Here is a 19,796-nt window from a genome sequence, read left to right on the forward strand (position 1 = left end):
TGAACCCGATACAGGAGCACAGGCAGATGACGATCGGCGAAAGTTCCTACGACCGAATCAACGATTACGCTTCCGTCAAAATCAGCCTGGCCCGACCGCACGACATTCGCAGTTGGTCGTTCGGAGAGGTCAAGAAACCCGAAACCATTAATTACCGAACCTACCGTCCCGAAAAAGATGGTTTGTTCTGTGAGCGAATTTTTGGTCCGGAAAAAGACTGGGAGTGTGCCTGCGGTAAATACCGCGGAATGAAGTACAAGGGCATGATCTGTGATCGCTGTGGTGTAAAGGTCACCCACAGTCGTGTACGACGTAAACGTATGGGACATATCGAGCTGGCCGCACCCGTCGTGCATATCTGGTTTTTTAAAGCCATGCCCAGCCGACTCGGCAACCTACTGAACATGAAGACCACCAGCCTGGAAAAGGTGATTTACTTTCAGGATTACGTCGTCATCGATCCGGGCGGAACCGATCTCGAACGACAACAATTGCTCACCGAAGAAGAGTATCGAGCGGCGCGTGAACAGTGGGGTGACGGAAGCTTCGATGCCGACATGGGCGCCGAAGCCGTTCGTAAGTTGCTCGGCAATCTCGATCTGGTCACTCTTTCTGAACGACTGCGAACCGAATTGGCTGAGACCAATTCCAAGCAGAAGAAAAAAGACTTAATCAATCGCTTGAAAATCGTCGAAGCGATTCGCGACAGCGACAATAAGCCCGAGTGGATGGTGCTGGACGTCATTCCGGTAATTCCACCCGACCTGCGTCCACTCGTGCTACTTGACTCCGGAAACTTCGCCACCAGCGATCTGAACGACCTGTACCGACGTATCATCAATCGGAACAATCGCCTACGAAAGCTGGTCGATCTAAACGCGCCGGAAGTGATCATTCGTAACGAAAAACGAATGTTGCAACAGTCCGTCGACGCCCTCTTCGACAACAATCGTTGCAAGCGCCCCGTGCTGGGCAGCAGCAACCGCCCCCTGAAATCCCTCACCGACATGATCAAGGGAAAGCAAGGTCGGTTCCGCGAAAACTTGCTGGGTAAACGAGTTGATTATTCCGCTCGAAGTGTGATTGTCGTTGGACCGAAACTGCGACTTCACCAATGTGGTCTTCCCAAGAAGATCGCCCTGGAGCTCTACCAGCCCTTTATCATCCGCAAGCTCAAAGAGATGGGCCATGCCGATACGATCAAGAGCGCTAAGAAGATGCTCGAGCGGAAAGACGAAGAGGTCTGGGACATCTTGGAAGCGGTGATTCAGAACCACCCCGTCATGTTGAATCGTGCTCCCACTTTGCACCGCATGGGAATCATGGCCTTCGAACCTGTGCTTGTCGAAGGCAACGCCATTCACTTGCATCCGTTAGCCTGCAAAGGTTTCAACGCTGACTTCGATGGCGACCAGATGGCAGTTCACCTGCCGCTCTCGATCGAAGCTCAAGTCGAAGCTCATACCTTGATGATGTCGACCAATAACATCTTCGGACCTGCCAATGGTCGGCCGACGATGAGTCCGTCGCAAGACATCGTGATGGGTTGCTATTTCATCTCAATGTTGCTCCCGGGCATCCAGGGTGAAGGGATGGTCTTCGCCGGCGAAGAGGAAGCCGATCTGGCTTACTCACTCAACGTGGTCGGACTCCACGCCAAAATTAAAATCAAGTTGCCCGCGGGTCGAATCGTTCGAACCGAGAACGACACACGCGAGCAAATGGACATGGTCGAGACAACTTGCGGTCGCATTATGTTCAACATGATGCTGCCCGACGGCATGGATTTTTACAACATCCCCCTGCGGTCCAGCGAATTGTCGATGGTCATCTCCGATTGCTACCAAGTGCTTGGACGGCGAGCAACCATTCAACTGCTCGACGATATGAATCAGCTCGGTTTCCGCGAAAGCACAAGCAGTGGCCTCTCGTTCGCCACCGACGACTTGGTTACTCCGGATACGAAAACCAAGATCATCGGTGAAGCCGAAAAAACAGTATTGAAATACAAGAAGCTCTACGATCGGGGTATCATCACCGACGTCGAACGTTACAACCAGGTTCTCGATGCTTGGACACATGCTCGAGAACGCATTACGGCCGAGATGATGTCGGCCATGGAATCCGATATCCGCGGTGACACCGGATATATCAACCCGGTTTTCCTCATGGCACACTCCGGTGCTCGTGGTGGTGTCGAACAGATTCGACAGCTGGCCGGCATGCGAGGCCTCATGGCCAAGCCGTCCGGTGAAATCATCGAAACACCCATTAAAGCCAACTTCCGCGAAGGCTTGTCGGTATTGGAATACTTCAGTTCCACACACGGTGCTCGAAAAGGCTTGGCCGATACGGCTCTCAAAACGGCCGACTCCGGTTACCTGACTCGTAAGTTGGCCGATGTAGCTCAAAACGTCGTGGTCACCATGGATGACTGCGGAACCACCCAGGGTGTGACCAAAGGAGTTATCTACCGAGGTGAAAAGGTGGAAGTTCGTTTGGCGGATGCGGTCAATGGTCGTGTTAGCCGTCAAAACATCGTCAATCCGGTTACGGATGAAGTGATCGTTGCCGAAAACGAAATGATCAGCAATGAAATCGCTCGCCGGATCGAAGAAATGGGGCTCGAAAGAATCCAAGTTCGTAGCCCGATGACCTGCGAAGCTCCACTGGGAGTCTGTCGAACCTGCTACGGAATGGACATGTCCAGCGGTTCACAAGTCGAAGAAGGCATGGCGGTTGGTATTATCGCAGCCCAAAGTATTGGTGAGCCGGGCACCCAGTTGACCATGCGGACCTTCCACATCGGTGGTGTGGCTGGTACCGATGTCGAAGAAAGCGAAACCAAGGCGAAAAAAGGTGGTATTGTCAAATTCGTTCGCATGCGTTCCGTGACCAGTGAAGAAGGTCAAACGATCGTCTTGACCCGCAATGGCGAGATCTCCATCTTGGACCCCAAGGGCCGAGAACTGGAGAAATTCGAGGTACCCACTGGTGCCGTCCTCATGGTTGAAGAAAACCAAGAAGTCAAAGCCGGCACCGTGCTGTGCCAATGGGATCCGCACAGTATTCCCATTCTTGGTGAAGTCGGCGGGCGCGTTCGCTTCGAGGATGTTGTCGAAGGCGACACGATGAGAATTGAAAAAGATCCAAGTGGTCACGAACGGCGAATTATTGCTGACCACAAAGGCGATCTTCACCCGCAGATCGTGCTGGAAGACAACGACGGAAAGCCGCTGGATGTCTACTATCTACCCGAACGGGCTCACATTGAGGTCGATGAAGGAGCACAGGTCGCAGCCGGAACCATCGTCGCCAAGACACCCCGTGAAGCGTCTGGAATTAAGGACATCACCGGTGGTCTACCACGAGTCACCGAGATCTTTGAAGCTCGGAAACCGAAAGATCCTTCCGTCATCGCGGAAGTCGATGGTGTCGTCGAAATCCTTGGCGAAAAACGACGCGGCAAACGAACCATCGTCGTGAGAAGTGAAAGTGGCTTGGAACGAGAACATTTGGTTCCTCATGGTAAACGATTCCTGGTGCACTCGGGTGACCAAGTCCGCGCCGGCCAAGCGCTGGTCGACGGTCCCTTGGTTCCCCATGACATCCTCAGAATTTCTGGCGAAGAGGCTGTCCAGCAGTATCTGCTGCACGAAATCCAGGGCGTTTATCGCAGCCAACGTGTAGAAATCAACGATAAACACTGCGAAATCATCATCGCCCGCATGCTGCGAAAGGTGAAGATTGAGAATCCGGGTGACTCCAACTTGCTACCCGGCAGCGTGATGGACCGCTTTGATTTCCGCCAGGCAAACGAAAACCTGGTGAAATGCCTGAAGATCAGCCAAAAGGGCGATAGCGACTTTGAAGACGGGACAATCGTACCCCGCGATGCGTTGGATACGGTCAATGCCCAAATCGAGGCGCTCGGTGGAACGCCTGCTAAGGGGACGCGACCCAAGCCGTCAACCGCCAGCACGCAGTTGCTCGGCATCACCAAAGCAGCCGTTCAAAGCTCCAGCTTTATCTCGGCAGCCAGTTTCCAAGAAACGACCAAGGTGCTGACGGAAGCCGCTCTGGCAGGCAAAACGGACCGACTCGTTGGGCTGAAAGAAAACGTGATTCTGGGTCACTTGATTCCAGCGGGAACCGGCTTCCGGACCTTCCAAGAAGCCGAAGTGCGAATTCGGCCAGAAGCTTTGGCCTCGATGGCCGCAGAAAAAGACCGAGCCTTGGTCGACAGCTTCCCGCTGCTCGAAGCCGATTCAGCTTCCGCCGACGGCAACGGATCGTCAATCGAATCCCCCTCCCTCGAAAGCTCCGAACCGGCTGCCGTTTCACCCCCAGAGCTTACACCGTCCGAGTTTGCATCACTGGGAATCACACCCCCCGATGGCCTCACGCCTCCCGAAGCGCCGCCAGCCGAACCGGGAGCTGATGCACTGGATAAGCTGTTTGGTAGCGGCAGCGACAACGAAGAATCGCCCGAAGATTCACCTAACCCGCCGAGTCCGTAAAGTCGCGGTGGGTGGTGAGGGCATCAGCCCAAAAAGCCGAGGGAATCGCCCCTTGAACAGCGACCCCGGCTTGACGCAGTTTGACAAATTGGTACCTTGGTAGGCTTCCCCTTAGGTAATTATTCATCCAAAGGCGCTGTCGATGCCCACGATAAATCAACTCGTTCGCCGCAGACGAAAGTCGAAACGGAGCCAAAGCAAGGCACCGGTCTTGGATCAATGCCCGCAAAAGCGTGGTGTGTGCCTGCAGGTGCGAACGATGACGCCCAAGAAGCCGAATTCGGCGCTGCGGAAAATTACCCGCGTCCGGCTTTCGAACGGTAAAGAAGTGACCGTCTATATCCCGGGTGAAGGCCACAGCCTTCAGGAACACTCGATTGTGCTCGTCCGCGGCGGACGAGTTCGCGATCTGCCGGGAGTACGATACCAAGTTGTACGTGGTGCGTTGGATACGCTCGGCGTCGACGGACGCAAACGTTCTCGTAGCCGATATGGCGCTAAGAAATCCTAAGAGAGATTTGGATAAACTAGAAACATGGGAAAGATTACTGCCAGCCGAAGTCAACTCAAAGGTGACCCTCGCCATAACTCCCTGCTCGTCAGCAAATTCGTGAATTGCCTGATGTGGGACGGCAAAAAGTCAATCGCCTTGAATGTGTTCTATGACTCCCTGGAACTCATCAAAGAAAAGATGCCAAACGAAGAGCCGATTGATGTGTTTAATCAGGCACTCGATAACATCAAACCTCAGATCGAAGTCCGCAGCAAGCGAGTCGGTGGTGCCGCCTACCAGGTTCCCATGCAGGTTAACAAGAACCGTCAGCAATCGCTCGCCATTCGCTGGCTACTCCTAGCCGTCCGCGAGAAAAAGGGACGCCCAACCGCGAGCAAACTCGCCGAGGAACTGCTCGCAGCCTACAAGCGTGAAGGCGCTGCGATGACGCGACGCGATAACGTCCACCGAATGGCCGATGCGAACAAAGCATTCGCTCACTTCGCCTGGTAGACAGCCCGAATCAACGAAATGCCGTGGTCAGATGCCCAACATCGCACGGCGTTTCTTATGCGCGGACCAAACAAACAGGAACAAATCCACGATGCCGCGTCGCCTACAGGATCTTCGTAATATCGGGATCATCGCACATATTGATGCCGGAAAAACGACGGTCACCGAACGGATGCTGTTTTGCAGCGGAGCCACCCATCGAATTGGACAAGTCGACAAAGGAACGGCCGAAACAGATTTCGACGAGGAAGAGCAGCAGCGGGGGATCACAATCTACTCGGCCTGCGTCACCTTCGAGTGGAAGAATTCGCATATCAATCTGCTCGATACGCCCGGACACGTCGACTTCACTGCCGAGGTGGAACGCTGCCTACGAGTTCTCGATGGGGGCGTTGTCGTCTTCAGTGCCCGCGAGGGCGTCGAAGCACAAAGCGAAACAGTTTGGCGGCAAGCCAACAAATACAGCGTCCCACGAATCGCCTTCATCAATAAACTGGACCGAGAAGGCGCGAGCTTCCAGGGAACGCTCAATGAAATCCGGGATCGACTGGAAGCAAATCCGATTATCCTCCAACTGCCAATTGGCGAAGGTCCCCCACACCTGGACCATGCATTTCGTGGGATCATCGACCTGATCGAAATGAAAATGCTCACCTTCTCCGAAAAAGGAGATCAGGTCAGCACCGCGGAAATCCCGGCTGAACTGGCAGATGATGCCGAATTGTCACGCCAAGAACTGCTCGAAGAATTGTCGAAACATAGCGACGAACTGATCGAATTACTCCTGGAAGAAAATACGAACATTCCAACTCAACTGATTCGAAAAGTTATTCGCGAAGCCACCACCCAACAACTCATCCAACCCGTCCTTTGTGGCTCTGCCCTCGACGGCATCGGCATCCAACCGCTACTGGACGCAGTCGCCTGGTACCTGCCAAGCCCTGCCGATATGCCTCCCGTGCAAGGCACTGCCGTTCGCAAGAAACAAGAGACCCGGGAAAGCCGCCAACCCGAACCGTCAGAGCCATTCTGCGGCTTGGTTTTCAAGGTCCTGCCAGCCAAAACAGGCGATCTCTCCTGGGTCCGAGTCTATTCCGGACAGCTCAAAACCAACACGCGAGTCCTCAATCCGGGCCGCGAAAAAAAGGAAAACGTCGCACAATTGTGGCGAATGCAAGCTTCTCGGCGCGAACAGGTCGACCTGGTTGAGACGGGCGATATTGCCGGCATCATCGGCCTGCGACACTCGGTCACCGGCGACACACTCTGCGAACCCAAAGAACCTATCCTGCTCGAGAGCATCGAATTCCCGGAAACTGTCATGTCGATGGCCATCGAACCCGAGACCACTGCAGAACGCAAAAAATTGGGGGATACGCTCGATCTCATGCGACGTCAGGACCCCACGTTTCGCGCTATCGAAAACGAAGACACGGGCCAAACGCTGATCAGCGGGATGGGAGAATTGCACCTGGAGGTGATTCGTAATCGACTGCTACGCGACTTCAACCTGCAAGTAAAAGTCCACAAGCCCCGAGTAAGCTATCGCGAAACAATCCGACAGACCATCGAAGTCGAAGGCATTTGCCATCGCCAAATGGGCGGACAACAGCTGTTTGCCGAGCTGAAGCTTCGCCTAGAGCCAAATTCAAACAGCTCCTCGCCGGTCACAGTCACCAGCCGCTGCTCGCCAGAAGATCTGCCAGGCGAACTGCTGGGCGTCGCAATTGACGAATTGCGAGCCCGCGGCGAAGGAGGCGGGATCCTCGGAGGTTTTCCGCTGATGGGGCTCAAAGCGACCGTGTTGTCGGCAAAAAACAACGAGCAAACCAACGAAATTGCCGTCCGCATCGCTGCTGGCGATGCGTTCGAGACCGGACTACGAGCAGCAGGACCCGTCCTACTGGAACCGGTCATGAGGCTCGATATCACGACTCCCGACCAATATCTGGGCGATTTCGTCGGCGACCTGCAGCAACGACGAGCCGTCATTCACCGCACCGATAACCGCGGAAAACTGGCCGTTCTCGAGGCCCACGCCCCGCTGGCAGAACTCTTCGGTTATTCCAGTGCCATGCGCAGCCTCAGCAAAGGGCTGGCAGGATGCTCCATGGAACCCCTGGAATACCAGCCCGCACCGCCCGAAGTCGCTCAACAATTCGAAATGTGATTCCTCGGCAGGCACTCGATCAATCCAGCCCAAACCACCTGATCACTACGGCCAAACAGCGGCGTTCGCTCAAAACCCCAGTCTTACGTGGCACGAGCAAACCACAATTTCACCGGGGTCGCCGCAGGCCACACCACCCTCCTGGGCCGCCACTGAAATCCTCTGTCTTCTCGTTTCCTGACCGACTTAGGTGTTGACGGACGCTGTCGACATCTCTAAATTAGTGAGCTTCCCCATGAGCGAATTGGCTCAGCGGGGTTCGTTATCGCAACGGATCGATCATTGAAATTTAGTTGGCTGGATTAATTCAGCGGGAGTCGCGTTCGTGGTCACACCGACACACGAGGTCATTCGGATTCGAATGGAAGCCTACGATCACCTGATCTTGGATCAGAGTGCAAAAGAAATTGTCGAGACGGCAAAGCGAACTAACTCAGAGGTCCACGGACCGATACCGCTGCCTACTCGAATCGAACGCTATACGGTGCTATCGGGACCGCACGTCGACAAGAAGGCCAGACAACAGTTTGAAATCCGCACCCATAAGCGGGTGATCGATATCGTGCAAGCGACAGCAAAGACGATCGAGGCTTTAAATAAGCTCAGTCTTCCAGCTGGCGTCGACATCAAAATCAAGGCATCCACTAAGTAACGGAAAGTTCGACCTCCACTCGCAGGTCTTCTCTCTATGAATTGGAAGCCAGCTGGGTAATCGTGAGTTTGACTCACCGATCCCCGCCGGCAACAACCGCAGGGAATAAAACGATGGGCAAGGGAATTCTTGGCCGTAAGGTCGGTATGACCCAGATCTACGACGAAAAAGGGCAGATTGTCCCGGTGACCGTGATCCAAGCGGGCCCGTGCCACGTTTTGCAACTGCGGACTCTTGAAAGGGACGGCTACGAAGCCGTTCAGCTCGGCTTTGAAGATAAGCCGCGTCGTCTAGCCAGCCGCAGTGAGCGTGGGCGTGTCGGCAAGCTGACCAGCAAGCGAAGCAAAAAGCTGGCCGCCGCCGGGGTTGAGGTGACGACCAAGGCAGATTGCGAGCCACAGCGATTCGTTCGTGAATTACGTGGGTCAACGGACGGCTACGAAGTTGGGCAGGAGTTCAACATCGAAGCACTTGGGGAAGTGAAGTCCGTCGACGTGGTTGGCACGAGCAAGGGCCGTGGCTACGCGGGTGTGATGAAGCGACACAATTTTTCTGGGCAACGAGCGACTCACGGTGTCAAAAAAGTACATCGTCATGCGGGTGGTACCGGTTGCAGTGCATCCCCGAGTCGTGTGTTCAAAGGCCGTCGCATGTCCGGTCAGTATGGAGATGCTCAGGTAACCACACGCAACCTGAAGGTTGTCAATGTGGACGCCGATAATCACCTGTTGGTCATCAGGGGTGCGGTTCCAGGCCCAAATGGTGGCTTGGTGGTCGTCCGCGAGACCAATAAATTAGGCTAACCTTGGATCCAAAGAAACGCAGGCAAGAACGGCGATGGCAAGCTTAACCGTATTTGATCGACAGGGCAAAGAAGTCGGTACGTATGAGATCGAACCGACCGATTTGTCTCCGCGGATCAACAAGCAGTTACTGCACGATGTGGTCGTGATGTATCAGGCCAATCAGCGACTCGGATCCAGCAAGACAAAGTCGCGTGCTGAAGTTGCTGGCTCAACCAAAAAGATGTATCGCCAAAAAGGGACCGGTAACGCTCGTGCCGGCTCGCGGCGCAGTGGTGTTCGGCGTGGGGGTGGTCATATTTTTGCCAAAACACCTCGAGACTATTCGTACCGCCTACCGCGCAAGGCTGTCCAACTTGCGACACGCATGGCGATCGCCTCCAAAATTCGCGACAACGAAATAATTGTGCTCGATGATCTCAGCTTTGATGCTCCGGCCACCAAAGAGATGGCAAGCGTGCTCAAAGCACTTGGGCTCCAAGGCGTGAGCACTCTGATCACAACAGCCGAACATGACTCCAACGTATACAAGAGTGCCCGGAATATTGACCGGGTCGATACCTCACCTGTTTCTGACCTCAATGCACTCAATGTTTTGAAGCCTCATCGCCTGTTGATCACCCGACAGGCGTTGGATGCGATTAAAGAACGTGCATCGGCCTCAAGTAAGGAATCAGGCGAATAGCGTTGCTGCCAGGTTGCAAATGCACCCCTGCAAGACGGATGAACAAGCATGTCGAACATTAAACCCCCAACCACCACGCCTTCGAAGATTAAGCTGGAGCCGCACCAGATCGTGTTGCGTCCTCTGGTAACCGAAAAAGGGATGCATCGCTCGACACGCGACAATCAGTATGCGTTTGAAGTCAACCCGCTGGCGAACAAGGAGTTGATCAAATCCGCTGTTCAGGAATTGTTTGACGTCACGGTGACGAAGGTTCGCACGCAGAATCGTAAAGGAAAGCCGCGTCGTTATCGGTTTCGTTACGGTTCGACCAAGTCGTGGAAGAAAGCGATCGTCACCTTGGACTCCGAAGACCGAATAGAATTCTTCTAAACCAAGAAATGATCCCGCATTAGTCGAAAGACGTTTTTATGGGTATTCGCAAATATAAACCGACCTCAGCCGGGCGACGCAACGCCAGCGTGAGTGACTTTGCTGACCTAAGCAAAGACGCTCAGCCCGAAAAGAAATTGTTAAAGCCAATCCACAAAAAGGGTGGGCGTAACAATCAGGGTAAAATCACTTGTCGTCACCGAGGTGGCGGTCACAAGCGACGTTATCGTGTGATTGATTTCGCTCGCAAAAAAGATGGCGTTCCCGCCAATGTGGCGTCGATTCAGTACGATCCAAATCGCAGTGCCCGAGTCGCGTTGCTCCACTACGTCGATGGCGAAAAGCGATACATTCTCGCTCCCGATGGACTCAAGCCAGGCGACCGCGTCGAAAGTGGGGCGGAAGCACCGCCCTCGCTGGGAAATACGCTGCCGCTGAAACGAATTCCGCTCGGCACGACATTACACAATATAGAAATGCAGCCCGGCCGAGGCGGCGTACTTTGTCGCAGTGCCGGGTCAAGCGCCACACTGATGGCACGCGAAGCAGATTGGGCTCAGATTAACCTACCGAGCGGTGAAATCCGGCGTGTCCCCTCCACTTGCCGAGCAACGATCGGCAAAGTGGGTAATACCGATCATATGAATATCACCTTGGGTAAAGCCGGACGTAAACGCTGGCTCGGTCGCCGACCGCATGTCCGAGGTACTGCGATGAATCCGATCGATCATCCGCATGGTGGTGGTGAAGGCCGTACCAAAGGTGGTCGTCACCCTGTGAGTCCTTCGGGCGTTCCAGCAAAGGGCGGTTCCACTCGCAAAAAGAGGAAGCCGTCGAATGCCGCAATCGTACGAAGACGTCGATCGCGTCGTTATGGCCAATTGAAGAAATAGGATTGCGAGTACAAGTTAAATGGGTAGATCATTAAAAAAAGGTCCGTTTGTCGATCCGCGGCTGTATGGAAAAGTCCAGGGTCAGCAGGAATCAGGCAATTCAGAACCCATCAAGACTTGGGCCCGCGCCTGTACGATCGTCCCGGAATTCGTGGGCGTGACATTTATGGTGCACAATGGCAGACAGCACCTGAAGGTACTGGTGACTGAAGACATGGTCGGCCACAAGTTAGGTGAATTCGCACCAACGCGAACGTTTCGTGGCCACGGTGGTAAAGGCAAGCGTTAGGCAGCCGCAATCCAACTCGCAAAGGGCGAGTGGATGCAGGAGTGAACGATGGCATATAAATCAAGTATCCGCTACGCGAGAATTAGCGCGACAAAGGTACGCCCCTTGGCAAACCTCATTCGCGGAAAGTTCGCGGATGAAGCTCTGGAGATTTTGCGATTCCAGCCTCATCGCGGAGCACGCATGCTCGAAAAAGCACTCAAGAGTGCGCTAGGGAATGCACAGGATCCCGATAATCCACAGAACCGCGGTCGAAATGTCGACGTGGACTCGCTCGTCGTGAGTGATGCACATGTTGATGGAGGCCCCATGTTCAAACGGATTCGTCCGCGTGCCCGAGGTATGGCGTTTATGATTCGCAAACGTTTTTCGCACATCCATGTCACGCTCGAGGAACTGTAACCACACGTTACGACAGGTGGCTCGACCAAAAAGGTCGCAGGAGAAATAAAAGCGATGGGTCAAAAAGTTAATCCAATTGGGTTTCGAACCGGCGTCATGGTGACGTGGAAGAGCCGATGGTATGCGTCCAAGCAAGAATTCTCCTCGCTACTGTTGGAAGATTTCAAGATTCGTGACTTCATCAAGAACCATCCGCAAAAATCACAATACCGCCATGCGGGTATTGACCGCATCGAGATTGAGCGCACTCGGGATGAAGTGAAAGTTGTCCTACACGCCGCTCGACCCGGTTTGATTATCGGGAAAAAAGGGTCGGAAATCGAACTTCTCCAGGGCGAATTGCAGGACAAGATCGGTCGAAGAGTCAATTTAAAAATCGAAGAAGTGTCGCGACCAGAAATCCAGGCCCAGTTGGTGGCCGAGGACATTGGCGAACAGCTCCGAAAACGCTCCAGTTTCCGCCGCACGATTAAACGTGCCATGGAACAAACCATGGATGCCGGAGCCAAAGGAATCAAAATACAGCTCGCGGGACGACTCGGTGGTGCCGAAATGGCACGACGCGAAAAGCAGATCTCCGGATCAATTCCGCTTAGCACTTTGCGAGCCAAGATCGACTACGGATTTTTTGAAGCGAAGACCCCGCAGGGGCATATCGGAATACAAGTTTGGGTTAATCAAGGCTTTTACAGAGGGGATGAAGACGATGGCGATGATGCCGAAGCGGGTCAAGCATCGCAAAAGCCAAAGAGGACGTATAAAAGGTAACGCGACACGCGGTAACCGAGTCGTCTTTGGCGACTTTGGACTGCAAGCGTTAGAAGGCGGTTGGATTAAGGCCCAAACCATTGAAGCGGGCCGTATCGCCGCTCAACAATACGTACGTGGCGAAGGACGGCTGTATGTGCGGCTGTTTCCGCACAAGTCCGTCACCTCGACGCCTTTGGAAACGCGAATGGGTAAAGGTAAAGGTGAGCCAGATTTTTGGGCCGCCGTTGTGAAACCCGGCACGATACTTTACGAGTTAAGTGGTGTGACCGAAGAACAGGCTCGAATCTGCTTCGCACGGTTGGCCCACAAAATGCCAATCCAGGTTCGCTTAGTCAAACGGCGTGCTATTTAGTAAATCGACTGGCCCCGAAAATCGGCGCCGATTAGGTACGGTCCCGATGAGGACTGAGGAGACGATTGATGAGATCCGCGGAACTTCGAGAAATGAGCGATGAGCAGCTAGGGCTGACATTGACGGAAACGGCCGAAACCTATTTTCGGTTGCGAATTCAGGCTCAGACCGAACGTTTGGACGCTCCGAGCGAACTTCGTCGTCATCGCCGATTAATCGCCCGCGTCAAAACAATCCAACGACAGCGGGAAATTGAAAAAACTAAGCAGGACGCGTCATAGCGACAGCGAAACAACGGATTTTTACCGAAAACAGTGGTTCAGTTAGCATTCCGCACAGGTCCCGCCAACTGACGCGACAGGACGACAAAGATGCCAAAACGAGTAGTTGTTGGTGTAGTCACAAGTGACAAGATGACCAAGACTCGGCGAGTCGAAATCCCTCGCTTAGTCAAACATCCGAAATACGGAAAATACGTGCGACGTAAAACGGTCTGCTATGTCCATGACGAAGACGAGCAGTCCGGCGCAGGCGATACGGTCGAGATCATCGAGTCGCGACCGCTATCCAAACTGAAGCGATGGGATTTAGTGAAGGTCGTACGGAAGAGTACAGCAGTCGACGTCGTCGCGTTACGTGCGGCCGCGAAAGAAGAACAGCAGTAGGTTAGAGACTCCAACCGCTTCTGCCGAAGCGATGAGACGAGGACCGGTCATGATACAACAAGAAAGTCGCCTTTCCGTGGCAGACAATACGGGAGCGAAAGAGGTCAAGTGCATCAAAGTGCTTGGCGGATCTCGTCGACGCTTCGCACATATCGGCGATATTATCGTCTGCAGTGTGAGAAGTGTGATTCCTGGTAGCGAAGTTAAAAAGAAGTCAGTCGTGCGTGCCGTCATCGTGCGGTGTAAGCAACCAACGCGACGTGCCGATGGTAGCTACATCCGATTCGATAGTAACGCAGTCGTACTGATCGATGGCGACAACAACCCACGCGGTACTCGCATCTTCGGTGCGGTTGCTCGTGAACTGCGAGAGCGAAATTTCATGAAGATTGTTAGCCTCGCCAATGAGGTGGTTTAATGCATATTCGAGTTAACGACACGGTCGAAATTTCTGTCGGTGATGATCGGGGAACACGAGGCAAGGTTCTCAGCGTTAATCATCAAAATGGCAAACTGATCGTTGAAGGTGTCAATCGCGTCTATAAGCACGTGAAACGCAGTCAACGCAATCCCCAAGGGGGCCGTTTGTCAAAAGAAATGCCCGTCCAGATGTCGAACGTCAAATTGGTCTGTGAGGCTTGCGGTAACGCCAGTCGCACCGGTGCTCGCTACTTGGACGATGGGAGTAAAGAACGCTTCTGCAAGAAATGCGGTAAAAGTCAGGGACAAATAGCCCCAGCGAAAGCCCATTATGCCAAGTAGGCCGTTTGAGATCCGACCAGCGACGAAGAGCCAATCGTAGAGATCAAAAGTACGAAAAATAGAAACTAGTAACCTCAACCTGAGTCGCTTTTGAAACGGCGGCTTCCCGTGAGTGAATCATGGCCCCACGATTGCAGGAAAAATTTGAATCGGAAGTGCTGACAAGCCTCAAGCAGGATCTGGGTCGCGACAACCGTTTGTCGCTGCCACAGTTGCAAAAGATCGTTGTGAATATGGGCGTTGGCAGTGCAATTACCGAAAAGAAACACATGGAGGATTCCGTAGCAGCCCTCACACAGATTACCGGTCAAAAGCCGGTGGTGACGATTGCTCGGAAAGCGATCGCCGGTTTCCGGCTCAGAGAAGGAATGCCCATTGGCTGTAAGGTCACGCTCCGTCGTAAACGAATGTGGGAGTTCCTCGACCGACTCGTGTCGTTGGCGATTCCTCGTGTTCGTGACTTTCGCGGACTGAATCCTGCAGCGTTTGACGGAAATGGCAACTACAGTTTGGGACTGGTCGAACAGCTCGTCTTTCCCGAACTCAATCCAGATAAATTCACCCGAGTGCAAGGGATGAACATCACTTTTGTGACCTCAACCTCGAGCAATGACGAGGCGTTTCTTTTACTGAAACACCTCGGCATGCCCTTCCAACGGGACGAATCCGAGACAGCGGCGGGCGCGGCCTGACGCACGACTAATCATCACCTGTCATTTCAATTTAAGAAGTGGGCTACCGGTGGCAAGTAAATCAAAAATAGCGAAAGCCAATCGCGAACCGAAGTTCTCGAGCCGTCAAGAACGACGGTGTGGGATGTGTGGACGGCCCCGAGCTGTCTACCGGAAGTTTGGGATCTGTCGGATCTGTTTCCGCAAACTAGCAGATCAAGGTGTCATTCCCGGTGTTCGCAAGGCGAGTTGGTAGAGGGAACCAGACTGATATGATGACTGACCCGATCGCCGATATGTTGACTCGTATCCGCAATGCGGTACGTGTCGAACGGCCAAATGTCATGATTCCGATGTCGAAAGTCAAACGCGGTTTGGCCGAAGTGCTAAAACGTGAGGGCTACATTTGGGATTGGAAAGAAGTTGAGAGCGAGCCGTTTGCACATTTGCAAATCGACTTGAAGTACGGCCCCAACGGTGAACGAGTAATTAGCACCGTGCGTCGCGTCAGTAAACCTGGCCGCCGAATTTACAGTCGTGCCAAAGACCTGCGACCGGTTCTCAATGGGCTCGGTATTTCAGTGCTGAGCACCAGTCGCGGAGTGGTCAGTGACCGCGAAGCACGCCAACGAAACCTGGGTGGAGAGGTCTTATGCGAAATTTGGTAGGATCCAAATTCGCCGACTCGTCAGCACCGAGACGTCAGACCAAGACTCAAGTTGAAGAAAGAATTTAGCCGACATGTCCCGAATCGGTAAAAAACCCGTCGTCATACCGAGCAACGTGAAAGTTGCCGTGAATGGTCAAAATGTTGCCGTTGAGGGCCCGAAGGGCAAGCTTGAACGTGACTTTCGACCTGAGGTAAACATTAAACTCGACGATGACAGCAAGCAAATAGTCGTCAGCGTTGACTCCTCCGAACGTGAAGTTCGTGCCTTCCACGGACTGACGCGATCCCTGTTGCAAAACATGGTGGTCGGCGTACTCGAGGGCTACGAAAAGAAACTCGAAGTCGTCGGCGTTGGCTACTTGGCGGCAATCGAGGGAGACGTGCTCACCCTCCGGGTTGGTTACGCGAATGAAATCAAAAAGAAGATCCCCGGCAGCCTGAATGTCACCTGCCCCGATCAAAATCACATCGTCGTCCAGGGTTGTGATAAGCAATTGGTTGGACAATTTGCTGCCGAAGTACGTGCCGCACGTAAACCAGAACCTTACAAAGGCAAGGGCGTGCGTTACGACGGTGAACAAGTCAAGATTAAACCGGGTAAAGCGGCGACCTAATCCCGCTCCGATAACAAGGATCCGAACCGTGAACCATCGAAAGTCCGTTGGACAACAGCGAGTTCGCCGACGCTTTCGCGTCCGTAAAAAGCTGCGTGGCAATCAAGAACGGCCGCGCTTAACGGTGAGCCGAACGCTGAAGCACATTTATTGTCAAGTTATCAACGACTTTGACGGAAAAACCATCGCCTCAGCCAGTACGCTGGATAAGGATTTGCGGGGCGAAATCAAGAATGGTGGAAACCAAGAAGCGGCCAAACTGATCGGCAAGGCAATTGCCGAGCGAGCACTCGCAGCAGGTGTGAAAGCTGTTTGCCTCGATCGAGGCAGTTGCAAGTACTTGGGTCGTGTTGCCGCATTGACCGACGCCGTGCGTGAAGCAGGCGTTTCGGTATAAAACCGTACGGCCGGATTCGGCCGGGAAGCATACAAAACGATTACTAGTATTCGGAGTTAATGCCGTGGCATCCAGCGGTGGCCGAAAGCCGAAAAGACAAGACGAAGATAAGACACGGGGCGCCTACGAAGAGCGCGTCGTGAAGATCAAAAGATGTGCGGCGGTTGTCAAAGGTGGTCGACGCTTTAGCTTCGCAGCCATGGTCGTCGTCGGCGATAAGGAAGGCCGAGTTGGCTGGGGCTACGGAAAAGCTAACGAAGTTCCGCCTAGCGTGGAAAAAGCCGTGAAACAGGCAACCCGCAATATGACCAAAGTCCCGATCGAAGAGGGAACAATTCCCCATAAGATCCAAGGACGTTGTGGGGCTGCAAAAGTACTACTAGTTCCCGCCGGTCCAGGTACGGGAGTTATTGCTGGCGATGCTGTGCGAGCCGTTTGCGAAGCAGCTGGTATCCATGACATTTTGACGAAGAGCATGGGGTCCAACAACTCAGTCTTGTTGGTGAAAGCCACCCTGAATGCCTTGCAAGAACTCAGGACGAAACAAGAAGTCGAAGTCCTGCGCGGAGTTTCGTTGACATGAGACTAGATGAAGTCCATCAGGGCGTTACAAAAAACAAAAAACGTCGACGCGTTGGTCGTGGACCGGGATCCGGTCACGGTAAAACCAGCGGTCGAGGTCACAAGGGGCAAGGATCTCGTGCCGGTTGGTCGCAACATCCGACCTTTCAGGGCGGAGCCATGCCACTGGTTCGACGAGTCCCCAAACGGGGCTTTAACAACAAGTGGGGCAAACGGGTCGTGATCGTCAACGTCGGAGATCTCGAAAATACCTTCCAGGCTGGCGATGAGGTGTCACCAGAGATTCTGGAAAACACTCCGCTGCTCGGACATACGTTCGATGAACTCAAGGTTCTGGGCAATGGCGAACTGACCAAGAAGCTCACTGTTTCCGCCCATCGCTTTAGCCAATCAGCGGCTGAAAAGATCGAAAAGGCGGGCGGTAAAGTTGTTCGATTGCTCGGGCCGACTCCTGTCGAAGAAAAGAAAAAACAGGCCAAGGCCAAGGCCAAGGATTAGGCTGCCTTCTCGTAAGGAAAAACAGGTATGTTTGAAAAGCTGAGAATCGTTTTCTCGATCCCCGAGTTGCGACAAAAGATTCTGCTGACCCTGTTCCTGCTCGCCATCTATCGTATTGGCTGGCAGATCACATTGCCGATGATTAATCAAGCCGCCATTAATCCAACTGGTGGCGAAGGCAGTGGCGGCGGTCTTGAGAGTATGATCGAGTATGCGGCTGTGTTCAGCGCTAGTAATCTCCAACAGGCCACCATCTTTGGCCTAGGCATCATGCCTTATATTTCCGCCTCGATTATCTTCCAATTGCTCGGCAGCGTTTGGAAACCGATCGAAGAGCTGCAAAAAGAAGGTGAATCCGGACGCAAGAAGATCAACGAGTACACGCGCTATGTGACCGTGATCCTTTGCCTGATTCAAAGTTGGTTTTACGTCAAGCTCTATGTCATGGGCGTGAACAGCGATGGCGTCGCCTCCTTAGTTCACCCTGACTTTATGAATGCTGCGGGAACCAATCTCTACTTCGGCTGGCAAATTTGCGCCGTGCTGACGATGACCTGCGGAACAATCTTCTTAATGTGGCTTGGCGAGCAAATCGACGAATATGGTATCGGTAACGGTATCAGCCTGCTCATCATGGCCGGTATTCTGGCTCAAATGCCAGGTGCTGCTTGGAGTCTCTACAGTGAATCGACGAAAGAATTGACCGGATTCGGTACCGGCCAACACGGCATCGAGACGCTCGTAGTCCTCGCCTTCCTGTTCGTCGCTGTCGTGTGTGGCGTCGTATTCATCACACTTGGACAACGTCGAATTCCCACGCAGAGCGCGAAGCACGTTCGCGGTCGTCGCGTCTACGGAGGCACTCGACAGTACCTGCCGCTTCGCATCAATCAGGCCGGTGTGATGCCGATCATCTTCGCCAGCAGTCTCTTGATGTTTCCACAAATCATCTTCGGCATGCTGTCGCGATTCGGCAGTGTGTTCGGTGACTTAGAGACGGCCTTTTCCAGCGGGCAGTTCCTCTACAGCTTGCTGTATGTGGCGATGATTTATTTCTTCTGCTACTTCTGGACGGCAATTACCTTCAACCCCAAGGATATGGCAGATAACCTGAAGAATTACGGCACGTTCATCCCAGGTTATCGACCGGGCAAACGAACGGCAGATTATTTGGAACGGGTCATGGTGCGAATCACCTACGTGGGAGCCGGCTTCCTTGCCTTGGTCGCCATCATTCCAACCATGATTTCCAGCTCCTTAAATGTTTCCTTCATGGTTGCTAGTTTCTACGGAGGCACCGGGTTGCTAATTGCCGTGAGCGTCGCATTTGACTTAGTCCAAAAAATCGACAGTCATTTGGTCATGCGAAACTATCCTGGCTTGCTCGAATCGTCCTAGAGGCAAGACTAGACGTTTCACCGCAGCAGACAAGCCTCGCCATGTTGGTCATCTTTGTGGGTCCGCCGGGAGCTGGAAAAGGGACTCAGTCGAAACGGCTCGTTCGACACCTGAACGCCGTGCATCTGTCTACCGGCGACCTGTTGCGAACGGCCATTGAGGAAGAGTCGGACCTGGGCCAAATAGCAAAAGAATTTATCCATCACGGCCAATTCGTACCGTGCGAAACAATGATCGGATTGATCGCCGATCAGCTTCAACAAACAGCTCGAGATCGAGACTTGTTGCTCGATGGCTTCCCCCGCACCCTGCATCAGGCGGAAGAATTAGATCGGTTGTTGGTCAAACTGGGTCACACCATCGGGCACGTTTTGGCGTTGGACACTGACCGAGAGGAATTACGACGACGATTACTCGAACGCTCCTTCATCGAGGGACGGTTCGATGACAATCCTGCCACGATTCGGAAACGACTTGAAATCTACGACGCAAGGACGGCACCGCTAATTGATTACTATCGAAAAAAATCGCTCCTGAGAGCCGTGAACGGTACGGGAAGTACCGACGAAGTCTTCTGCCGTATCCAACACGCCTTGCTGGAAAGGTGAACCCGCGGAAAAGAAA

At 53.5% G+C, this 19,796-nt stretch carries 26 protein-coding genes; all 26 read left to right on the forward strand.

All coding sequences use genetic code 11. From position 1 onward, the window contains the following. The first annotated feature begins 26 nt into the window (after positions 1-26). The 26 genes from rpoC (at position 27) to P8N76_02800 (ending at position 19,780) form a co-directional block, all read left to right on the forward strand. Positions 27-4,520: a DNA-directed RNA polymerase subunit beta' gene (rpoC, locus tag P8N76_02675; protein ID MDG2380551.1), complete on the forward strand. Its 4,494-nt coding sequence runs from the start codon at positions 27-29 to the stop codon at positions 4,518-4,520. Positions 4,521-4,662: 142 nt separating this feature from the next. After that, positions 4,663-5,031 (forward strand): 30S ribosomal protein S12, encoded by a 369-nt coding sequence (gene rpsL / locus P8N76_02680; protein MDG2380552.1) that lies wholly within the window; start codon positions 4,663-4,665, stop codon positions 5,029-5,031. Positions 5,032-5,055: 24 nt separating this feature from the next. Next, positions 5,056-5,526: a 30S ribosomal protein S7 gene (rpsG, locus tag P8N76_02685; protein ID MDG2380553.1), complete on the forward strand. Its 471-nt coding sequence runs from the start codon at positions 5,056-5,058 to the stop codon at positions 5,524-5,526. Positions 5,527-5,617: 91 nt separating this feature from the next. Then, positions 5,618-7,696, forward strand: a complete 2,079-nt coding sequence (gene fusA, locus P8N76_02690) for an elongation factor G (protein MDG2380554.1) — start codon at positions 5,618-5,620, stop codon at positions 7,694-7,696. A gap of 325 nt (positions 7,697-8,021) precedes the next feature. Further along, a complete protein-coding gene (gene rpsJ, locus P8N76_02695) occupies positions 8,022-8,348 on the forward strand; it encodes a 30S ribosomal protein S10 (GenBank protein MDG2380555.1) in 327 nt (108 codons plus the stop codon). 146 nt (positions 8,349-8,494) lie between these two features. Beyond that, positions 8,495-9,151 carry a 50S ribosomal protein L3 gene (gene rplC / locus P8N76_02700; protein ID MDG2380556.1) on the forward strand — a complete coding sequence of 219 codons (657 nt, stop codon included), beginning with the start codon at positions 8,495-8,497 and terminating at the stop codon, positions 9,149-9,151. Positions 9,152-9,185: 34 nt separating this feature from the next. Next, the gene (rplD, locus tag P8N76_02705) at positions 9,186-9,836 is read left to right on the forward strand and encodes a 50S ribosomal protein L4 (GenBank protein ID MDG2380557.1); all 651 of its coding nucleotides are present in this window, start codon (positions 9,186-9,188) and stop codon (positions 9,834-9,836) included. Positions 9,837-9,884: 48 nt separating this feature from the next. Further along, entirely contained in the window at positions 9,885-10,208 is a 324-nt protein-coding gene (gene rplW / locus P8N76_02710; protein ID MDG2380558.1) for a 50S ribosomal protein L23, read from the forward strand. Between the two features lie 38 nt (positions 10,209-10,246). Next, positions 10,247-11,101 (forward strand): 50S ribosomal protein L2, encoded by an 855-nt coding sequence (rplB, locus tag P8N76_02715; protein MDG2380559.1) that lies wholly within the window; start codon positions 10,247-10,249, stop codon positions 11,099-11,101. 19 nt (positions 11,102-11,120) lie between these two features. After that, positions 11,121-11,390: a 30S ribosomal protein S19 gene (gene rpsS, locus P8N76_02720; protein ID MDG2380560.1), complete on the forward strand. Its 270-nt coding sequence runs from the start codon at positions 11,121-11,123 to the stop codon at positions 11,388-11,390. A 48-nt stretch (positions 11,391-11,438) separates the two neighbouring features. Next, complete coding sequence (rplV, locus tag P8N76_02725) at positions 11,439-11,792, forward strand: 50S ribosomal protein L22 (protein ID MDG2380561.1); 354 nt, start codon at positions 11,439-11,441, stop codon at positions 11,790-11,792. A 54-nt stretch (positions 11,793-11,846) separates the two neighbouring features. After that, positions 11,847-12,560: a 30S ribosomal protein S3 gene (gene rpsC, locus P8N76_02730; GenBank protein MDG2380562.1), complete on the forward strand. Its 714-nt coding sequence runs from the start codon at positions 11,847-11,849 to the stop codon at positions 12,558-12,560. Then, positions 12,505-12,915 (forward strand): 50S ribosomal protein L16, encoded by a 411-nt coding sequence (gene rplP / locus P8N76_02735; protein ID MDG2380563.1) that lies wholly within the window; start codon positions 12,505-12,507, stop codon positions 12,913-12,915. The genes rpsC and rplP overlap by 56 nt, the downstream gene beginning before the upstream one ends. A 68-nt stretch (positions 12,916-12,983) precedes the next feature. Further along, entirely contained in the window at positions 12,984-13,196 is a 213-nt protein-coding gene (gene rpmC / locus P8N76_02740) for a 50S ribosomal protein L29 (protein ID MDG2380564.1), read from the forward strand. Positions 13,197-13,286: 90 nt separating this feature from the next. After that, positions 13,287-13,580, forward strand: a complete 294-nt coding sequence (gene rpsQ, locus P8N76_02745) for a 30S ribosomal protein S17 (protein ID MDG2380565.1) — start codon at positions 13,287-13,289, stop codon at positions 13,578-13,580. Positions 13,581-13,629: 49 nt separating this feature from the next. Then, a complete protein-coding gene (gene rplN, locus P8N76_02750; GenBank protein ID MDG2380566.1) occupies positions 13,630-13,998 on the forward strand; it encodes a 50S ribosomal protein L14 in 369 nt (122 codons plus the stop codon). Then, complete coding sequence (gene rplX, locus P8N76_02755; protein ID MDG2380567.1) at positions 13,998-14,342, forward strand: 50S ribosomal protein L24; 345 nt, start codon at positions 13,998-14,000, stop codon at positions 14,340-14,342. The genes rplN and rplX overlap by 1 nt, the downstream gene beginning before the upstream one ends. A gap of 119 nt (positions 14,343-14,461) precedes the next feature. Further along, the gene (rplE, locus tag P8N76_02760) at positions 14,462-15,034 is read left to right on the forward strand and encodes a 50S ribosomal protein L5 (protein MDG2380568.1); all 573 of its coding nucleotides are present in this window, start codon (positions 14,462-14,464) and stop codon (positions 15,032-15,034) included. Between the two features lie 49 nt (positions 15,035-15,083). Then, the gene (locus P8N76_02765) at positions 15,084-15,269 is read left to right on the forward strand and encodes a type Z 30S ribosomal protein S14 (protein MDG2380569.1); all 186 of its coding nucleotides are present in this window, start codon (positions 15,084-15,086) and stop codon (positions 15,267-15,269) included. A gap of 16 nt (positions 15,270-15,285) precedes the next feature. After that, complete coding sequence (gene rpsH, locus P8N76_02770; protein MDG2380570.1) at positions 15,286-15,681, forward strand: 30S ribosomal protein S8; 396 nt, start codon at positions 15,286-15,288, stop codon at positions 15,679-15,681. A gap of 73 nt (positions 15,682-15,754) precedes the next feature. Continuing rightward, on the forward strand, positions 15,755-16,297 hold the full coding sequence (gene rplF, locus P8N76_02775) for a 50S ribosomal protein L6 (protein ID MDG2380571.1): 543 nt from the start codon (positions 15,755-15,757) through the stop codon (positions 16,295-16,297). Between the two features lie 28 nt (positions 16,298-16,325). Then, a complete protein-coding gene (gene rplR / locus P8N76_02780) occupies positions 16,326-16,694 on the forward strand; it encodes a 50S ribosomal protein L18 (protein ID MDG2380572.1) in 369 nt (122 codons plus the stop codon). A gap of 64 nt (positions 16,695-16,758) precedes the next feature. Further along, a complete protein-coding gene (gene rpsE / locus P8N76_02785) occupies positions 16,759-17,277 on the forward strand; it encodes a 30S ribosomal protein S5 (protein MDG2380573.1) in 519 nt (172 codons plus the stop codon). Beyond that, complete coding sequence (rplO, locus tag P8N76_02790) at positions 17,274-17,774, forward strand: 50S ribosomal protein L15 (protein MDG2380574.1); 501 nt, start codon at positions 17,274-17,276, stop codon at positions 17,772-17,774. The genes rpsE and rplO overlap by 4 nt, the downstream gene beginning before the upstream one ends. A 27-nt stretch (positions 17,775-17,801) precedes the next feature. Further along, positions 17,802-19,172: a preprotein translocase subunit SecY gene (gene secY / locus P8N76_02795; protein ID MDG2380575.1), complete on the forward strand. Its 1,371-nt coding sequence runs from the start codon at positions 17,802-17,804 to the stop codon at positions 19,170-19,172. A 41-nt stretch (positions 19,173-19,213) separates the two neighbouring features. Next, positions 19,214-19,780 (forward strand): adenylate kinase, encoded by a 567-nt coding sequence (locus P8N76_02800; protein ID MDG2380576.1) that lies wholly within the window; start codon positions 19,214-19,216, stop codon positions 19,778-19,780. The last annotated feature ends 16 nt before the right edge of the window (positions 19,781-19,796 follow it).

The sequence above is a fragment of the Pirellulaceae bacterium genome (assembly GCA_029243025.1).
In the GTDB taxonomy this organism is placed as follows: domain Bacteria; phylum Planctomycetota; class Planctomycetia; order Pirellulales; family Pirellulaceae.

Coding starts and splice junctions, on each gene's coding strand:
- rpoC (MDG2380551.1), top strand. CDS start 27: ATGACGATCGGCGAAAGTTCCTACGACCGAATCAACGATTACGCTTCC.
- rpsL (MDG2380552.1), top strand. CDS start 4,663: ATGCCCACGATAAATCAACTCGTTCGCCGCAGACGAAAGTCGAAACGG.
- rpsG (MDG2380553.1), top strand. CDS start 5,056: ATGGGAAAGATTACTGCCAGCCGAAGTCAACTCAAAGGTGACCCTCGC.
- fusA (MDG2380554.1), top strand. CDS start 5,618: ATGCCGCGTCGCCTACAGGATCTTCGTAATATCGGGATCATCGCACAT.
- rplC (MDG2380556.1), top strand. CDS start 8,495: ATGACCCAGATCTACGACGAAAAAGGGCAGATTGTCCCGGTGACCGTG.
- rplD (MDG2380557.1), top strand. CDS start 9,186: ATGGCAAGCTTAACCGTATTTGATCGACAGGGCAAAGAAGTCGGTACG.
- rplW (MDG2380558.1), top strand. CDS start 9,885: ATGTCGAACATTAAACCCCCAACCACCACGCCTTCGAAGATTAAGCTG.
- rplB (MDG2380559.1), top strand. CDS start 10,247: ATGGGTATTCGCAAATATAAACCGACCTCAGCCGGGCGACGCAACGCC.
- rpsS (MDG2380560.1), top strand. CDS start 11,121: ATGGGTAGATCATTAAAAAAAGGTCCGTTTGTCGATCCGCGGCTGTAT.
- rplV (MDG2380561.1), top strand. CDS start 11,439: ATGGCATATAAATCAAGTATCCGCTACGCGAGAATTAGCGCGACAAAG.
- rpsC (MDG2380562.1), top strand. CDS start 11,847: ATGGGTCAAAAAGTTAATCCAATTGGGTTTCGAACCGGCGTCATGGTG.
- rplP (MDG2380563.1), top strand. CDS start 12,505: ATGATGCCGAAGCGGGTCAAGCATCGCAAAAGCCAAAGAGGACGTATA.
- rpmC (MDG2380564.1), top strand. CDS start 12,984: ATGAGATCCGCGGAACTTCGAGAAATGAGCGATGAGCAGCTAGGGCTG.
- rpsQ (MDG2380565.1), top strand. CDS start 13,287: ATGCCAAAACGAGTAGTTGTTGGTGTAGTCACAAGTGACAAGATGACC.
- rplN (MDG2380566.1), top strand. CDS start 13,630: ATGATACAACAAGAAAGTCGCCTTTCCGTGGCAGACAATACGGGAGCG.
- rplX (MDG2380567.1), top strand. CDS start 13,998: ATGCATATTCGAGTTAACGACACGGTCGAAATTTCTGTCGGTGATGAT.
- rplE (MDG2380568.1), top strand. CDS start 14,462: ATGGCCCCACGATTGCAGGAAAAATTTGAATCGGAAGTGCTGACAAGC.
- rpsH (MDG2380570.1), top strand. CDS start 15,286: ATGATGACTGACCCGATCGCCGATATGTTGACTCGTATCCGCAATGCG.
- rplF (MDG2380571.1), top strand. CDS start 15,755: ATGTCCCGAATCGGTAAAAAACCCGTCGTCATACCGAGCAACGTGAAA.
- rplO (MDG2380574.1), top strand. CDS start 17,274: ATGAGACTAGATGAAGTCCATCAGGGCGTTACAAAAAACAAAAAACGT.
- secY (MDG2380575.1), top strand. CDS start 17,802: ATGTTTGAAAAGCTGAGAATCGTTTTCTCGATCCCCGAGTTGCGACAA.
- P8N76_02800 (MDG2380576.1), top strand. CDS start 19,214: ATGTTGGTCATCTTTGTGGGTCCGCCGGGAGCTGGAAAAGGGACTCAG.